This is a genomic window from Pseudomonas sp. JL27(2026) (assembly GCF_056933555.1).
Genome location: NZ_CM167794.1, coordinates 5703493 through 5719548, shown reverse-complemented (window position 1 = coordinate 5719548; position 16056 = coordinate 5703493). Strand labels below are relative to the sequence as shown.

Sequence of the window (16056 nt, the reverse complement as noted above, 5' to 3'; positions counted from 1 at the left end):
ATAGCCTTTCGGTATTTATCTATTGAGGATAAATATCGTTAGGGTATATCGACGTGTTCGCCGACGTTCGTGGCATTCAACTTGCCTTAAAACGAATGTGCCTTAGGGTTACAGCTGTGCGTTCTATTAAGTAATTCCTTACTCGCGGGGAGCTGAACGCTATTCGCCATGACCGCCATTGAATCTGCTTTTCTGAACCTGGCTTACCCTCCGCAGCTCGATCTGGGCGCGCAACTCACGCACGAACAATTGCTTGGCTCGATGCAGGCCACCATGGCCCGGCACAAGGGCGGGCCAGTCTGGCTATTCGCTTACGGTTCATTGATCTGGCGCCCGGAATGCTCGGCGGTCGAGCGGGTGCGCGGGCGAGTGCACGGCTACCATCGCGGCTTGTACCTGTGGTCTCACGAGCACCGGGGCACGCCGGAAATGCCCGGTCTGGTGTTTGGCCTGGATCGTGGCGGTTCGTGCAGCGGTTTTGCGTACCGCTTGCCGGAAGAACAGCTTGAGGCGTCCTTGTATGCCTTGTGGCAGCGTGAAATGCCTTACCCCTCATATCGCCCACACTGGCTCAACTGCCGCCTCGAAGACGGAAGCCAGGTACAGGCCTTGGGGTTTGTGCTGGAGCGACACCTGCCGAGCTACGCCGGCAACTTGCCGGATCATGTGCTGAGCCAGGTATTTGAAAGCGCTTGCGGGCGTTACGGCACGACTCGCGATTATGTCGAGCAGACCGTCAACGCCCTGCGCAGCCACGCCATGCCAGACCGGAATCTGGAGGCGCGGCTCAAGCGGTGTAAATCAGCCGCGCATTAAGCGATGGCTTCACGGCTCTGGCTGGCGACCTGTTTGTGCCACAAGGTCGGCGCCAGGAAGGCCATGGCCAACAGGCAGGCACCGATCAGCAGTACGAAACCGCCGTCCCAGCCGAAGTGGTCCACGGTGTAGCCCATGGCTGCACTGGCCGCGACCGACCCCCCCAGATACCCGAACAGACCGGTGAAGCCGGCCGCCGTACCGGCAGCTTTCTTCGGTGCGAGTTCCAGCGCTTGCAGGCCGATCAGCATGACCGGACCGTAGATCAGGAAGCCGATGGAGAACAGCGCGATCATGTCGACGGTCGGGTTGCCGGCCGGGTTCAGCCAGTACACCAGGGTAGCGACGGTTACCAGTGCCATGAACACCATGCCGGTCAGGCCACGGTTGCCACGGAACACCTTGTCCGACATCCAGCCACACAGCAGCGTGCCCGGGATACCGGCCCACTCGTACAGGAAGTACGCCCACGAGGTTTTATCCACGTCGAAGTGCTTGGCTTCCTTCAGGTAGGTCGGTGCCCAGTCCAGTACGCCGTAGCGCAGCAGGTAGACGAACACGTTGGCCAGGGCGATGTACCAGAGCATTTTGTTGCGCAGCACGTATTTGACGAAGATGTCCTTGGCGCTGAATTCTTCTTCGTGGCTGGCATCGTAGCCGTGCGGGTAATCGTTCTTGTATTGCTCGATAGGCGGCAGGCCTACCGATTGTGGGGTATCGCGCATCACGATGAAGGCAAACACCGCCACCAGCAGCGCCACGGCAGCAGGCACATAAAACGCGGCGTGCCAGTCGTTGAACAAGCCCATGCCGATCAGGAACAGCGGGCCGATCAGGCCGCCGCCGACGTTATGCGCAACGTTCCACACCGACACCACGCCACCGCGTTCCTTCTGCGACCACCAGTGCACCATGGTCCGACCACTTGGCGGCCAGCCCATGCCTTGTGCCCAGCCGTTGATGAACAGCAGGATGAACATCATGGTCACGCTGGACGTCGCCCAAGGTGCGAAACCGAAGATGAACATCACCCCGGCGGACACAAGCAGGCCGAAGGGCAGGAAATAACGCGGGTTGGAACGGTCGGAGACCAGCCCCATCAGGAATTTCGACAGGCCGTAGGCAATCGCGATCGCGGACATGGCCAGGCCCAGTTGGCCCCGGGTGTAGCCTTCGTCGATCAGGTACGGCATGGCCAGGGAGAAGTTTTTGCGCAGCAGGTAATAACCCGCGTAGCCAAAGAAAATCCCGGCGAAGATTTGCCAGCGCAAGCGCCGGTACGTGCTGTCTACGTGTTCTTCAGGCAATGGAGCCTGATGTGCGGCAGGTCGAAAGAAAGCAAACATTCAAGAGCTCCAAATTTCTTGTTTTGACTGCGGATGCGAATGTTACAGTTTCGTTACTGAAAATAGCACCGCTTGTCGTCTAGGAAACAGGGAGAAGTGCGCCAGATCGCATGTTCTTTTATGAACATGTCGCTTGGGTGTAAGGGAAGGGCGTTGCTGGAGAGTCGCGGGTCGCCGAGTCGCGACCCGCAAGGTGATCAGCGTACCTGCACAACCACCTTCCCGACTGCCTTGCGCTGGCCGAGGTCGTTGATGGCGTGTGCGGCGTTGTTCAGTGGGTACACCTGCGACACCAAGGGCTTCAACTTGCCTTCGGCGAACCAGCCAAACAGCTGCTGGAAGTTGGCCGCGTTGTCCTGCGGCTGGCGTTGGGCGAAAGAACCCCAGAACACCCCGATCACCGCCGCACCCTTGAGCAGCGCCAGGTTCACCGGCAACTCGGGGATGCGTCCGCTGGCGAAGCCCACCACCAGCAGGCGGCCGTTCCAGGCGATGGCGCGGATGGCCTGGTCGAACAGGTCGCCGCCAACCGGGTCGTAGATCACGTCGGCACCGTTGCCGTTGGTCAGGCGTTTGATTTCATCCTTGAGGCTGGTTTCGCTGTAGTTGATCAGCTCATCGGCACCGGCAGCCTTGGCCACCGCGAGCTTCTCGGCGCTGCTGGCGGCGGCGATCACCCGGGCGCCCATGGCTTTGCCGATCTCCACGGCGGCCAGGCCAACACCACCCGAGGCGCCGAGTACCAGCAAGGTTTCGCCGGGTTGCAGGTTGCCGCGCTGTTTGAGGGCGTGCATCGAGGTGCCGTAAGTCATGCTGAATGCGGCGGCGGTGTTGAAATCCATGGCCGGCGGGATCGGCAGCACGTTGTAGCCAGGCACCGCGACCTGTTCGGCGAAGCTGCCCCAACCGGTCAGCGCCATGACCCGGTCACCGACCTTGAGGTGGCTGACCTTCTCGCCCACCGCGCTCACCACCCCGGCGGCCTCACCGCCCGGCGAAAACGGGAATGGCGGCTTGAACTGGTATTTGCCCTCGATGATCAGCGTGTCCGGGAAGTTCACCCCGGCCGCGTGCACGTCCAGCAGGATTTCGTTCTTTTTGGGCACAGGACTCGCGACGTCTTCCAGCACCAGCGTTTCGGCAGGGCCGAAGGCTTTGCACAGCACGGCTTTCATCAGGGCTATTCCTTTGGGAGTGATGGCCGATAAGTGTAGGTGTGTGAGTCAAGCGGTCAACGAGCATGCCCTGTCCTGATAGTCAGCCATAAGCTTTGTGCTTGGGCTGTTGCGGGCAGGTCGTTATGCTAGGCCGCAAACCGGATAAGGAGTGAAGTGTGAAAGCGTGGATCATGTTGATGCTGGCCCTGACCCTGCCGACGGCAGCGATGGCCGAAGAAGCCAAAGAAGGTGAAGCCCCGAAGGTCAGCTATATCAGCCTGAGCCCGCCGTTCGTGGGTAACTACGGTCTGGATGGCGGCCCCAAACTCAAGGTTTACAAGGCTGACGTGGCGTTGCGGGTGACCGGCGACGAGGCCGCCAAAGCGGTGAAAGCCAACGAGCCGTTGATTCGTAATCAGTTGGTGGCGCTGTTCGCCCAGCAAACCACCGAGACCATGAACAATGTCGAAGCCAAGGAAAAACTCCGCCAGGAGGCCTTGAAGCAGACCCAGCAAGTGATGAATGACGAAACCGGCAAGCCGGTGGTTGAAGACCTGTTGTTCAACAACCTGATCATTCAATAAGTAAGCCTGAGGTAAAGAGGCTTTTGTGGCGAGGGAGCTTGCTCCCGCTGGGCCGCGAAGCGGCCCCCAAAGAGTGACGGCTGCGCAGTCCAGCGCGAGCAAGCTCCCTTGTCACAGGTCAGGACGCCAGGCTTTTGCGGAACCGCGCCAGCGAGATTGCGAAGAACGCCAGGCCGATCACCGCCAGTGCCAGCAAGTCCGGCCAGACCACGTTGACCGAAGCGTCGCGGAACAGAATCGCGGCGCTGAGGCTGACGAAGTGGGTCGACGGCGAACCCTGCATCACCCATTGCAGCCACTGCGGCATGCTGTCGAGCGGCGTGCTGCCGCCCGAGAGCAACAGCATCGGGATGATCACTGGGATCGATAGCAGCCCGAACTGCGGCGTCGAGCGCGCCAGGGTCGCGAGGAAAATTCCCAACGCGGTGCTGGCAAACAGGTACAGCGCGGTCACCAGCAAAAACAGTCCCAGGGAGCCCGCCAGCGGCACGCCCAGCAACCCTTTGACCACCACTTCCAGCGACACCCAGGTGCACAGCACCACCACCAGCATGTTGCTCCAGATTTTGGCCAGCATGATTTCCAGCCCCGTCAGTGGCAGCACCAGCAAATGGTCGAGGGTGCCGTGTTCACGTTCGCGCAGCAGCGCGGTGCCGGTCAGTACGATGGCCAGGATGGTGATGTTGTTGACGATCTGAATCACCGCCAGAAACCATCCGCCCTGCAGGTTGGTGTTGAACAGGGCCCGGGTGGTCAGCCGCGCCGGGGCCTTGCTGGTGCTGTCGGGTTGGCCGCCATAAGTGAGCAATTCACGCTGGAAGATCCGCCCGATGTACCCGGCGCCCATGAATGCCTGGCTCATGGCCGTGGCGTCGACGTTGACCTGCACGGCTGGCGAACGCCCTGCCAGCAAGTCGGCCTGGAAGTTGGCCGGTACGTTAATCACGAACGTGTACTGGCCGCTGTCCATGACCTTGTCCAATTGGTCATACGGCAGGGGCACGGCGCTCTGGAATTGCGGCGGTTGCAAGGCTTCGGCGAGTTGGCGGGACAGGTGGCTGTGGTCTTCGTCCACCAGCGCCACGCTGGCGTTATGCACGCCAATCACCGAGCCGGCGGCGGGCATGTAGATCGCTACGCTGAAGGCGTACAGCAAAAACAGCAGCAACACGCTGTCGTGGCGCAGGCTGGTGAGTTCCTTGATTCCCAGACGCAGGATGTGCGCGAGCTGATGCATCAGACCTCCTGCTTCTTGAGCATGACCAGGCTCAGCCCGGTGAACCCGAGGAAAAACCCGAACAGCGCCAGGCACTGTGGCCACAACTGGCGGATATCGAGGGCCTTGGTGAATGTACCGACGGCAATATCGAGGAAGTACCCGGCCGGAAACAACTGCCCCATCAGCGCGGCAGCGCCTTCAAGGGAGGAGCGCGGCACGATCAGCCCGGAGAATTGGATAGTCGGCAGGCTGGTGATGATCATGGTGCCCAGGATTGCCGCGATCTGGGTGCGGGTGAACGCGGAAATCAACAGGCCCAGGCTGGTAGTCGCCAGCACATACAGCAGGCCGCCGAACGCCAGGGTCAAGCCGCTGCCCTTGAAGGGCACGCCGAACAGCCAGCGGTTCATCGCCACCAGCAAACCGAGGTTGATCAGGCTCACGATCAGATAAGGCGTTTGCTTGCCCAGCAGAAACTCCAGGCGCGTCAGTGGCGTGGCGTAGAAGTTGGTGATCGAGCCCAGTTCTTTCTCGCGCACAATCCCCAGCGCCGTGAGCATGGCCGGAATGAACGCCAGGATCAGCGCCATCACGCCGGGGCCGATGGCGTTCACACTGACCACGTCCTGGTTGTAGCGGAAGCGGGTTTCCAGTTTCGCCGGTGCTCGCAGATTGAGCGCCGGGCTGCTTTGCGCCGCGAGTTGTTCGAGGTTGGCCTGGTGCACGGCTTCGACATAGTTGCGGCTGGTCTCGGCGCGAAACGGCATGCCGCCGTCCAGCCATGCGGCCACGGCCGGTTGCCGGCCGGCGTACAGGTCGCGACCGAACCCCGGTGGAATCTCCAGCGCCAGCTTGATTTCCGAGCGTTGCAGGCGTTTGTGCAGTTCCTTGGCGTCACGGATCGGTGTCTGTTCGGCGAAGTAGCGCGAACTTCGAAACGCCTCGAGGTAGGCGCGGCTTTGCGGTGTCTGGTCCTGGTCGTAGACGGCGAAGGCGAGCTTTTCCACGTCCAGGGAAATGCCGTAGCCAAAAATCACCATCATGAACAATGCACCGGCCAGGGCGAAGGCCAGGCGCACCTTGTCGCGTAGCAGCTCCTTGCCTTCGCGGCTGGCCACGGCAATCAGCCGGCTCAGGCTGAAACCGCGTTTGCTGACGGGCGCCGGACCTGCTGCCACCGACTCGGGCGCAGGCGGCGTCGGGCTGGCGCTTTGAGCGTCCTCGAGGCAGCGCACGAAGGCGTCCTCCAGAGTCTCGCCGGCAAACTGCTGTTGCAGTGCTGCCGGTGTATCGCAGGCCAATACTTTGCCGGCGTGCATCAGTGAGATGCGGTCGCAGCGTTGGGCTTCGTTCATGAAGTGGGTGGACAGGAAAATCGTCACCCCTTGTTCGCGGGACAACTCGATCAGCAAGCGCCAGAAATCATCGCGGGCCGCCGGGTCGACGCCGGAGGTCGGTTCGTCGAGGATCAGCACTTCCGGGCGATGCAGCACCGCCACGGCCAGCGACAACCGCTGACGCAGGCCCAGCGGCAGGGCGCCGGACTGCTGCTCGGCGATACTGCCCAGGTCGAAGCGCTGGATCAGTTCCTCGATGCGCCGGGCGCTGTCAGCCTTGGGCAGGTCGAACAGTCGTGCATGCAGCACCAGGTTTTGCCGCACGCTGAGTTCGCCATACAGCGAGAAGCTTTGCGACATGAAACCGACCCGTTTGCGGGTGGCCAGGTCCTTGGCGTTCACCGGGTTGCCGAGCAGCGTGGCGCTGCCTTCGGTGGCGGGCATCAGGCCGGTGAGGACTTTCATGGTGGTGGTTTTGCCGCAGCCGTTGGAGCCGAGGAAACCGAAGATCTCGCCGCGCCCGATGGCGAAGCTGACCTTGTTCACGGCCGTGAAGTCGCCGAAACGCAGGGTCAACTCGTGGGCTTCGATGGCGATGTCATGCTGGTCGTTGCTTCTGGGCGGAATCACCAGCGGCTCGTTGCTGTGCCCGTTGTCGCCCTGGAAGTGGGTGAAGGCGTCGTCAAGTTTGCCGCTCGGGGTGACGGCAGCCAGTTCGCAGCTCAGGCCATCGGCGATCAATTTGCCGCGGTCGAGCATCAGGCAGTGTTCAAACTGCTCGGCTTCTTCCATGTAGGCGGTGGCGACCAGCAGGGTCAGTTGGGGGCGCTGGCGGCGAACGTCTTCCACCAGTTCCCAGAAGTGCCGGCGCGAGAGCGGGTCGACGCCGGTGGTCGGCTCATCAAGGATCAGCAGGTCCGGCTCGTGGATCAGCGCGCAGCACAGGCCGAGCTTCTGCTTCATGCCGCCCGACAGCTTGCCCGCCGGGCGATCGGCGAATCGCGCCAGGTCGGTGGCCAGCAGCAGGCTGTGCATGCGCTGGTCGCATTCGCTTTTCGACAGGCCGAACAGGGTGGCGAAGAACCGAATGTTTTCGGTGATCGACAGGTCCGGGTACAGGTTGCCGCCCAGGCCCTGAGGCATGAAGGCAATGCGCGGGTAGAGGCTATTACGATGACGGCGCTGGTCGATGGAGCCGCCGAGTACCTCCAGGTGCCCCTGTTGCAGCTTCTTGACCCCGGCAATCAGCCCCAGCAGGCTCGACTTGCCCGCGCCGTCCGGGCCGATCAACCCGCAACGCGTGCCGCTGGGCAGGCTGAAGGCAATGTCGATCAGCGCTTGCTGTTGGCCGTAGGCATGGCGCAGGCCGGTGGCTTGCAGCGCCGGGGCGCTCATTGCAGGCTGGCCGGCCAGTCCACGGTCGCCGTGCGCACGTAACCTGCGCCGGGCATGCCCGGCTTGGCCTGGGGCGCGGCACTGGGTTGAGTCAGCTTGAGCTTGACCCGGAACACCAGTTTCTGCCGCTCGTCACGGGTTTCCACCTCTTTGGGGGTGAACTGCGACTTGGCCGCGACGAAGCTGATTTTCGCCGGCAGCGGTTGGTCGGGCAGGGCGTCGAGCAGGATTCGCGTTTCGCTGCCGACGGTCAGGCGACCGGTGACCGAGGCGGGCAGATAGAGGTTCATGTATTGGTCATTCGGGTCGATCAGCAGCAACACCCGGCCACCGGCGCCAAGGACTTCGCCCGGTTCTGCCAGGCGCAGCTGGATCACGCCGTCGATGGGGGCCCGCAGGCTGCTGTCATCGATTTCGCTGGTCAGTTGAGCGACTTGCGCCTGTGCGGCACCGATGGCCGCCTCAACCGCTGCGACCTGTGCACGCGCAGCGAGAACCGCGGCGTTGCCGGTGTTCATGCGGGCTTGTTGCTGGTCGATGATCTGCTGGCTGGCAAAGCCGCGCTTGAACAGTTCCTGAGAGCGCTTGATTTCCTGATTGGCCAGCAGCAGTTCGCTTTGGCGCAGTTGTACGTTGGCTTCGGCGGCGGAGTAGTTTTGGCGGGCACGCAGCACTTCGGCTTCGGCCTGGTTGCGCTGGGCTTCGAGGGTGCGGGTGTCCATGCGCGCCAGGAGCTGGCCCTTGAGCACCTTGTCACCTTCATCGACGTGCACGTCGGCCAGGCGACCAGGGATCTTGCTGGCGATCTGCACCTCGGTGGCTTCGAGTCGGCCGTTGCCCATGCTCAGGCCTTCAGGCAGCCGGTCGTGTTGGGATTTCCAGTAACCGAAGCCGCCAGCGGCCACGAGCAGCACCATTAACATCATGGCGAAAAGACGGGATGAGCGATGGTTCGTCGACATGTATGCATCCTGCAACTGTAGCGTCCTAGTCTGACGGTTTCAGCGCGTTGGCGACTTGATGCCCGTCAAATGAAGGGCCAGCCTAACCCGATTGGGTCGATGAATGCATGTGTCGAAAAGCTGACTGTGCGGTTTTGTCCTGTCAACGCAGTGCAAGCACCGCCGCCCACTGTTCGGCGGTGACCGGCATCACCGACAGCCGACTGCCTTTTTGCACCAGTGGCAACTTGGCCAGCGCGGCTTGCTGTTTCAGGTAGTCGAGCCGCAAGACCTTGGCGAAGGTTTCAACGTGGGCAACGTTGATCGCGCTCCAGGCGTTTTTCTCCGGGGTGGCCTTGGGGTCGAAGTAGACGCTTTCGGGTTCCAGGGCCGTCGGGTCGGTGTAGGCGGCTTCCACGATGCGGCCGATACCGGCGATACCCGGCTCAGGGCAGCTGGAGTGATAGAAGAAGAATTCATCGCCCACCGCCATCGCCCGCAAGAAATTGCGTGCCTGGTAGTTGCGAACGCCGTCCCAGCGGGCTTCGCCGAGCTTTTCCAGGCCCTTGATCGAGAGCTCGTCGGGCTCGGATTTCATCAGCCAATAGGCCATCTTTGTTGCTCCGAAAACGGTGGTCGAAAGGGGTGTTCGGCCAATTTATGACAAACCGACGGTCGGTTGACGTCAGCGTTTGCGTGTCGGTGCACGTTACCGCAAAATGCCGGACTTTTAAGCGAGACGCTGCCGGCGCGACCGTTGCTGTCATCGTGTGTGACATGCCTTGAGGGGGGCAATCGATGAAACGCAAACCGGATTTACTCTGGATTCTGGTGATTTTGTTCGGCCTGGGCGTCGTGACCACCGGTTATGCGCAGAGCCTGTGGGCCAGCAAAACCGACGCACCGATTGAAGTCGCGCAACAACAGCAACCGTACAAGCGCTGAGCCACTGGTAAGCGACGTCACTGAGCGCAGTGGCGTCTAGTCTGCGAGATACCACGCCTTGTCCGTCACCGTTCCCTGCAACGGGACATCCCAGCTCGCCTGAGCCAGTTTTTCGACTTTCTGACATTCATGGGCCAGCCCCAGCAGCGTCGGCTTGCGCCAGGTGTTGCGCCGCGCCAGGTACGCCAGGCTGCGGTCGTAGAAGCCGCCCCCCATCCCCAGTCGCCCGCCGACATCATCAAAGCCCACCAGCGGCAGGAGCACCAGGTCCAGGGTCCAGACCTTGCGTTGCTTGGCCGGGTTCACCCGTGGTTCGAGAATGCGGAAGCGGTTGGGGCGCAGCTTTTCGCCGGGGCGAACGCGTTGGAAGACCATTTTGGTGCGCGGCCAGGCGCTGAGTACCGGCAGGTAGGTGGCTTTGCCCCGACGCTGAGCGGCGCGCAGCAGCAGGCGCGGATCGATTTCACCGTCAGTAGGCAGATACAGAGAGATGTGTTTGGCGCGGCGAAACAGCGGTTTTTGCGCCAACTGCCGATACAGCCCGTGGGCGGCCTGGCGATGTTCGCAGGGGGTCAGCGCGCGGCGGGCTTTGCGCAGCATGCGTCGAAGTTGCGGGCGGGAAAGCGGCGCAGGTTCGGTCATGGTCATGGGCTGTTCGTGTGTCGAAGGCATCAGGACGATGGCTTCGTAAAAAGCCGATGCCGGCAGAACCGGCATCGGCTTGAATCAGGCTCCCCGGATGAACCGCTGTCAACTTAGCCCTTGAACCCGAAAGTTCAAGGTGGAAGAAGCAGTAGACCTTAAGGCTTTCCGTCTAGCGGACATGCACACCGGCCCAACGTGCAACTTCCAGGGTAGTGCGAATCGGCTCAGGGACATCGTCAACTGGCAAGCACCCCAGGGAGTGGCGCGAGTATACCGCAACCACCCCGAGGAATCAGCCCTTGCTGACATCCGGATCGGTGGCCAGCACCAGATCCACGCGTTCCAGCAGGTCGCGAACCTGCTCGCGGGTCGAGCCGCTGGCCTGCACTTCAGGGCGTTCCTGGGTGTGCAGCAGGTCGTGGGTGATATTCAGCGCGGCCATCACGGCGATGCGGTCGGCACCGATGACTTTGCCGCTGCTGCGGATTTCGCGCATCTTGCCGTCCAGGTAACGGGCAGCACTCACCAGGTTGCTGCGCTCTTCCTGAGGGCAAATGATCGAATATTCTTTGTCGAGGATCTGCACGGTGACGCTATTGCTTGAACTCATGAGTCTTGCTCCAGGGCCTTGAGGCGCGAAATCATCGATTCGACCTTACGCCGGGCGATTTCGTTTTTTTCAATGAGGTGCGCGCGTTCCTCGCGCCAGGTTTTTTCCTGAGCTAGTAGGAGTCCGTTTTGGCTCTTAAGTTGCTCGACCCGGGTAATTAGCAACTCGAGTCTGGCCATCAGCGCTTGCAGGTCGGTGTCTTCCATTGTGTCCACTGAATTGTGTCTGATGGGCGGCAGGCTCTATACGAAACGGCCTGCGCGTCGATCATGCTGCGTTAAAAACAGGCTCGCAATGCTCATGTAGGGCCCTACACTGCGCTCGTTCGCCTATTTTTGCCTCGCCTGATCGCCGTTCGGCGAATTTCGTACAGACCCTCACGGGCGGACAGCCTTTAATAGTCTTGGCGAGTCTGTCGATGTAGGATACAAGGCCTTCATTCTAGACATAGCGCCGCTTGGCGCCTAGCTGCCCATGCCCATTCAGAATTCTCCGTATCAAGCCTTCGCCACCCTGCTGAGCACCAGCGGCCACCCTGTCTCGCCTGCCGAATTGCACGGCCTGTTGCTCGGCCGCAGCTGCGCCGGCGCAGGCTTTGAAGCCGACAGCTGGTTGGCCGATGCCGCCGAACTGCTCGAAGGCGAGCCACAAGACAACGTCCGCAACGCCCTGATCGGCCTGCAAGAGATGGTCAAGGGCGAACTGACCAGCGATGACATGACCGTCGTTCTGCTGTTGCCGACCGATGACGCACCGCTCACCGAGCGTGCGGCCGCACTGGGCCAATGGTGCCAGGGCTTCCTCGCCGGTTTCGGCCTGACCTACCGTGACAACGCTCTGAGCACTGAAGCCACCGAGGTTTTGCAGGATCTGGCGGCTATCGCCCAGGTGCAAGATGCCCTGGAAGAGTCCGACGACGGCGAAAGCGACTATATGGAGGTCATGGAGTACCTGCGGGTCGCGCCCTTGTTGCTGTTCACCGAGACCAAAAAGCCTGCTGAAGCGACGGCTGCCAAACCGTCTCTGCACTGATCGTTTGAAAGGGATGTCCATCTGCCCATGATTCATATCCCGAAAGCGGAATACAGCCGTCGCCGCAAGGCCTTGATGGCGCAGATGGAACCCAACAGCATCGCCATCCTGCCGGCCGCCGCCGTGGCGATCCGCAACCGCGATGTCGAGCATGTCTATCGCCAGGACAGCGACTTCCAGTACCTCAGCGGCTTTCCCGAGCCGCTGGCGGTCATTGTGTTGATGCCCGGCCGTGAACACGGCGAATACGTGCTGTTCTGCCGCGAGCGCAATGCCGAGCGGGAACTGTGGGACGGCCTGCGTGCCGGCCAGGAAGGCGCGATCCGTGACTTCGGCGCGGACGACGCGTTTCCCATTACCGACATCGACGACATCCTGCCAGGCCTGATCGAGGGCCGTGACCGGGTGTATTCGGCCATGGGCAGCAACCCGGAATTCGACCGCCACCTGATGGACTGGATCAACGTGATCCGCTCTAAAGCGCACCTCGGGGCCCAGCCACCGAACGAATTCGTTGCCCTGGATCATCTGCTGCACGACATGCGCCTGTATAAATCGGCGGCAGAAGTGAAGGTGATGCGCGAAGCTGCACGAATTTCCGCCCAGGCGCATATTCGGGCGATGCAGGCCAGCCGTGCCGGTTTGCATGAGTTCAGCCTGGAAGCCGAACTCGATTACGAATTTCGTAAGGGTGGGGCGAGGATGCCGGCCTACGGGTCGATCGTCGCTTCGGGGCGCAACAGCTGCATCCTGCATTACCAGCAGAATGACGCGGTGCTCAAGGACGGTGACCTGGTGTTGATTGACGCCGGTTGCGAGATCGACTGCTACGCCAGCGACATCACTCGCACCTGGCCGGTCAATGGGAGGTACTCGCCGGAACAGAAGGCGATCTACGAACTGGTGCTGGCGTCGCAGGCAGCGGCTTTTGCCCAGATTGCGCCGAACAAACACTGGAATCAGGCGCACGAGGCCACGGTCCAGGTGATTACCGCCGGGCTGGTCGAGCTCGGTTTGTTGCAGGGCGACGTCGCCGAGTTGATCGCCAGCGAAGCCTACAAGGCCTTTTACATGCACCGCGCCGGCCACTGGCTGGGTATGGATGTGCATGACGTCGGCGAGTACAAGGTCGGTGGCGAATGGCGCGTGCTGGAAGTCGGCATGGCGTTGACCGTCGAGCCGGGCATCTACATTGCCCCGGACAATCAGAACGTGGCGAAGAAATGGCGCGGCATAGGCGTGCGCATCGAGGATGACGTGGTGGTAACCAAAACGGGCTGTGAAATCCTGACCAACGGCGTACCGAGAACGGTTGCCGAGATCGAGGCCTTGATGGCCGCTGCGCGGACGTGCGCGGCATGAGTCGGGTCAATCTGGCGATTATCGGTGGCGGCCTCGTCGGCGCGAGCCTGGCGTTGGCGTTGCAGGCCGGGGCCAAGGCGCGCGGCTGGAAGATCGTGCTGATCGAACCGTTCGCCCCCGGCGACACTTACCAGCCGAGCTATGACGCGCGTTCTTCGGCACTGTCCTTTGGCGCTCGGCAAATTTATCAACGGCTGGGCCTGTGGCAGGAAATCTCCCGCCGCGCCGAGCCGATCAAGCAGATTCACGTGTCCGACCGTGGGCGATTTTCCACCGCGCGGCTGTCGGCCATGGAGGAGGGCGTTCCGGCCCTGGGCTACGTGGTGGAAAACGCCTGGCTGGGCCAATGCCTCTGGCAAGGTCTGGACAAGGACGTGATCAGTTGGCGCTGCCCGGCCGAGGTCACGCGCATGGAGCCGTTGGAAGACGGCTACCGCCTGACCCTCAACGATGAAACCACACTGGAATGCGACCTCGCGGTGCTGGCCGATGGCGGCCGTTCGGGCCTGCGCGAGCAACTGGGCATCGGCGTGAAAAAGCGTCCATATAACCAGAGTGCGCTGATCGCCAACATTACTCCGAGCGAAGCCCACAACGGCATGGCCTTCGAACGCTTCACCGATGACGGCCCGATGGCGTTGCTGCCGCTGCCGGAAAACCGCTGCGCGCTGGTCTGGACCCGCCTGGGCATGGATGCGCAACGCTTGGCGGCGCTTGATGAACGCAGCTTTCTCAGCGAATTACAGGGCGTGTTCGGGTATCGCCTCGGCACGCTCAAGCAAGTCGGTGCGCGGCATCTGTATCCGTTGACACTGGTTGAAGCCGAAGAGCAGGTTCGCCCCCATCTGGCGGTGCTGGGCAACGCGGCGCACAGCCTGCACCCGATTGCCGGCCAGGGTTTCAACCTGTCGTTGCGCGACGCCCAGGCATTGGCCGAGGCCTTGCTGGCCAGTGAAAAAACACCGGGCGACTTCGTCACCTTGCAGGCGTATCGCGAGCGTCAGCGCCTGGACCAGAACCTCACGGTCGGCTTCTCCGATCAAGTGACCCGGCTGTTCGGCAGCACTCAGCCGCTGGTGTCACTGGGTCGCAACATCGGTCTGTTGGGGCTCGATCTGCTGCCGCCGGCCAAACGCTGGTTCGCTCGGCAAGCCATGGGGTTGGGAACACGCTCCGATGCTTGAGTGGCTGGCGAACCCAGCCGAGATTCACGACGGCGCCGGCACCCTGGTGGCGCGGGTCGATAAAACCCTTTACGTGCGGCGCAAGCCGCAAGCGAGACAGGCTTAAAGCATGGAAATGCGCGCAGATCTGCTGATTGTCGGGGCCGGAATGGTCGGGAGTGCTCTGGCGCTGGCGTTGCAAGGCAGCGGCCTGGAAGTGCTGCTGATCGACGGCAGCCCGTTAAGCGTCAAACCCTTCGATGGCCAGGCACCGTTCGAACCTCGGGTGAGCGCGTTGTCGGCGGCCAGCCAGCGAATTCTCGAACGTCTGGGGGCGTGGGACGGCATTGCCGCTCGACGCAGCAGCCCCTACAACCAGATGCAAGTCTGGGACGGCAGTGGCACCGGGCAGGTCCATTTTTCGGCGGCCAGCGTGCACGCCGAGGCGCTGGGGCATATCGTCGAGAACCGCGTGGTTCAGGATGCCTTGCTGGATCGCTTGCACGACTGTGACCTGGGCATGCTCGCCAACGCCCGGCTGGAGCAGATGCGCCGCTCCGGCGACGATTGGCTGCTGACCCTGGCCGACGGCCGCACGTTACGCGCACCGTTGGTGATTGCCGCCGATGGCGCCAACTCGGCAGTGCGTCGCCTGACCGGTGTCGCGACTCGCGAGTGGGATTACCTGCACCACGCCATCGTCACCAGCGTGCGCAGCTCAAAGCCGCACCAGATGACGGCCTGGCAGCGTTTCACCGACACCGGTCCACTGGCGTTCTTGCCTCTTGAGCGCGACGGCCAGCAAGACTGGTGCTCGATCGTCTGGTCGACCACCCCAACCGAAGCCGAGCGCCTGATGGCGCTGGACGACGAAGGCTTCTGCCGTGAACTGGAGCGCGCCTTCGAAGGATGCCTGGGCACGGTGCTGAGCGCCGATCCACGGTTGTGCGTGCCGCTGCGTCAGCGCCACGCCAAACGTTATGTGGCCGAAGGCCTGGCGTTGATTGGCGATGCTGCCCATACCATTCACCCGCTGGCCGGGCAGGGCGTGAACCTGGGCTTTCTCGACGCGGCGGTGTTGGCCGAAGTGCTGCTGCAAGCTGCCAGCCGTGGCGAACGCCTGGCGGATGTGAAAGTTCTCAGCCGTTTCGAGCGTCGACGCATGCCTCACAACCTGGCGTTGATGGCGGCGATGGAAGGCTTCGAGCGGTTGTTCCAGGCCGATCCGCTGCCAGTGCGCTGGTTGCGCAACACCGGGTTGAAGGTGATTGACCAGATGCCCGAGGCCAAGGCGTTGTTTGTGCGTCAGGCGCTTGGTTTGACCGGGGATCTGCCGGAGTTGGCCAAGGCCTGACTTTTCGTCGCCGCTGATGCCCTTATCGCGAGCAGGCTCGTTCCCACGGTTGGAATGCGTACCCTTGTGGGAGCGAGCCTGCTCGCGATGGCGGGGGCACATGAATCACCGATCCAGAGTTGTGCAACATCTGGTAACTCCTCCGTGAAC

16 protein-coding genes, 1 other RNA gene and 1 pseudogene are annotated in these 16056 nt (G+C 62.1%); 8 read left to right on the top strand and 10 right to left on the bottom strand.

Annotated features, from left to right (window positions below):
• Positions 1-168: 168 nt before the first annotated feature.
• Entirely contained in the window at positions 169-816 is a 648-nt protein-coding gene (locus AC1Z1G_RS26230) for a gamma-glutamylcyclotransferase (RefSeq protein WP_483623399.1), read from the top strand.
• Here the strand turns inward: AC1Z1G_RS26230 and glpT are convergent.
• Positions 813-2162, bottom strand: a complete 1350-nt coding sequence (glpT, locus tag AC1Z1G_RS26225; RefSeq protein WP_483623398.1) for a glycerol-3-phosphate transporter — start codon at positions 2160-2162, stop codon at positions 813-815. The genes AC1Z1G_RS26230 and glpT overlap by 4 nt on opposite strands.
• Positions 2163-2359: 197 nt before the next feature.
• Positions 2360-3337 carry an NADPH:quinone oxidoreductase family protein gene (locus AC1Z1G_RS26220; protein ID WP_483623397.1) on the bottom strand — a complete coding sequence of 326 codons (978 nt, stop codon included), beginning with the start codon at positions 3335-3337 and terminating at the stop codon, positions 2360-2362.
• A gap of 158 nt (positions 3338-3495) precedes the next feature.
• Here AC1Z1G_RS26220 and AC1Z1G_RS26215 point away from each other — a divergent pair, with 158 nt between their 5' ends.
• A complete protein-coding gene (locus tag AC1Z1G_RS26215; protein WP_347902631.1) occupies positions 3496-3903 on the top strand; it encodes a flagellar basal body-associated protein FliL in 408 nt (135 codons plus the stop codon).
• Positions 3904-4021: 118 nt separating this feature from the next.
• Here AC1Z1G_RS26215 and AC1Z1G_RS26210 read toward each other — a convergent pair whose 3' ends face one another.
• The 4 genes from AC1Z1G_RS26210 to AC1Z1G_RS26195 form a co-directional block, all read right to left on the bottom strand.
• A complete protein-coding gene (locus tag AC1Z1G_RS26210) occupies positions 4022-5140 on the bottom strand; it encodes an ABC transporter permease (RefSeq protein ID WP_483623395.1) in 1119 nt (372 codons plus the stop codon).
• Positions 5140-7854, bottom strand: coding sequence for a ribosome-associated ATPase/putative transporter RbbA (gene rbbA, locus AC1Z1G_RS26205; protein WP_483623394.1), 2715 nt, complete (start codon positions 7852-7854; stop codon positions 5140-5142). Before rbbA ends, AC1Z1G_RS26210 begins: the two co-directional genes overlap by 1 nt.
• The gene (locus AC1Z1G_RS26200) at positions 7851-8816 is read right to left on the bottom strand and encodes an HlyD family secretion protein (RefSeq protein WP_483623392.1); all 966 of its coding nucleotides are present in this window, start codon (positions 8814-8816) and stop codon (positions 7851-7853) included. The genes rbbA and AC1Z1G_RS26200 overlap by 4 nt, the downstream gene beginning before the upstream one ends.
• 142 nt (positions 8817-8958) lie before the next feature.
• Complete coding sequence (locus tag AC1Z1G_RS26195; RefSeq protein WP_483623390.1) at positions 8959-9408, bottom strand: EVE domain-containing protein; 450 nt, start codon at positions 9406-9408, stop codon at positions 8959-8961.
• Between the two features lie 185 nt (positions 9409-9593).
• On the opposite strand from AC1Z1G_RS26195, the gene AC1Z1G_RS26190 reads away from it, so the two are divergent.
• The gene (locus tag AC1Z1G_RS26190; RefSeq protein ID WP_483623388.1) at positions 9594-9740 is read left to right on the top strand and encodes a hypothetical protein; all 147 of its coding nucleotides are present in this window, start codon (positions 9594-9596) and stop codon (positions 9738-9740) included.
• 36 nt (positions 9741-9776) lie between these two features.
• Here AC1Z1G_RS26190 and AC1Z1G_RS26185 read toward each other — a convergent pair whose 3' ends face one another.
• The 4 genes from AC1Z1G_RS26185 to AC1Z1G_RS26170 form a co-directional block, all read right to left on the bottom strand.
• On the bottom strand, positions 9777-10382 hold the full coding sequence (locus AC1Z1G_RS26185; protein ID WP_483627999.1) for a 5-formyltetrahydrofolate cyclo-ligase: 606 nt from the start codon (positions 10380-10382) through the stop codon (positions 9777-9779).
• An 86-nt stretch (positions 10383-10468) separates the two neighbouring features.
• A non-coding RNA gene (gene ssrS / locus AC1Z1G_RS26180) (6S RNA) lies at positions 10469-10647 on the bottom strand.
• A 30-nt stretch (positions 10648-10677) separates the two neighbouring features.
• Entirely contained in the window at positions 10678-10995 is a 318-nt protein-coding gene (locus tag AC1Z1G_RS26175; RefSeq protein ID WP_347902625.1) for a cell division protein ZapA, read from the bottom strand.
• Positions 10992-11201: a TIGR02449 family protein gene (locus AC1Z1G_RS26170; RefSeq protein ID WP_007982902.1), complete on the bottom strand. Its 210-nt coding sequence runs from the start codon at positions 11199-11201 to the stop codon at positions 10992-10994. The genes AC1Z1G_RS26175 and AC1Z1G_RS26170 overlap by 4 nt, the downstream gene beginning before the upstream one ends.
• A gap of 268 nt (positions 11202-11469) precedes the next feature.
• On the opposite strand from AC1Z1G_RS26170, the gene AC1Z1G_RS26165 reads away from it, so the two are divergent.
• The 5 genes and pseudogenes from AC1Z1G_RS26165 to AC1Z1G_RS26145 all read left to right on the top strand — a co-directional run bounded on the left by AC1Z1G_RS26165 (position 11470) and on the right by AC1Z1G_RS26145 (position 15906).
• Positions 11470-12027 (top strand): YecA/YgfB family protein, encoded by a 558-nt coding sequence (locus AC1Z1G_RS26165; protein WP_483623387.1) that lies wholly within the window; start codon positions 11470-11472, stop codon positions 12025-12027.
• Between the two features lie 27 nt (positions 12028-12054).
• The gene (gene pepP / locus AC1Z1G_RS26160) at positions 12055-13389 is read left to right on the top strand and encodes a Xaa-Pro aminopeptidase (RefSeq protein ID WP_483623386.1); all 1335 of its coding nucleotides are present in this window, start codon (positions 12055-12057) and stop codon (positions 13387-13389) included.
• The gene (gene ubiH, locus AC1Z1G_RS26155; RefSeq protein WP_483623385.1) at positions 13386-14573 is read left to right on the top strand and encodes a 2-octaprenyl-6-methoxyphenyl hydroxylase; all 1188 of its coding nucleotides are present in this window, start codon (positions 13386-13388) and stop codon (positions 14571-14573) included. Before pepP ends, ubiH begins: the two co-directional genes overlap by 4 nt.
• A 19-nt stretch (positions 14574-14592) precedes the next feature.
• Positions 14593-14679 (top strand): annotated as a pseudogene (locus AC1Z1G_RS26150) (tetrameric acyl-CoA thioesterase); the annotation flags it as partial.
• A gap of 9 nt (positions 14680-14688) precedes the next feature.
• Positions 14689-15906 carry a 2-octaprenyl-3-methyl-6-methoxy-1,4-benzoquinol hydroxylase gene (locus tag AC1Z1G_RS26145; protein WP_483627997.1) on the top strand — a complete coding sequence of 406 codons (1218 nt, stop codon included), beginning with the start codon at positions 14689-14691 and terminating at the stop codon, positions 15904-15906.
• Positions 15907-16056: the final 150 nt, after the last annotated feature.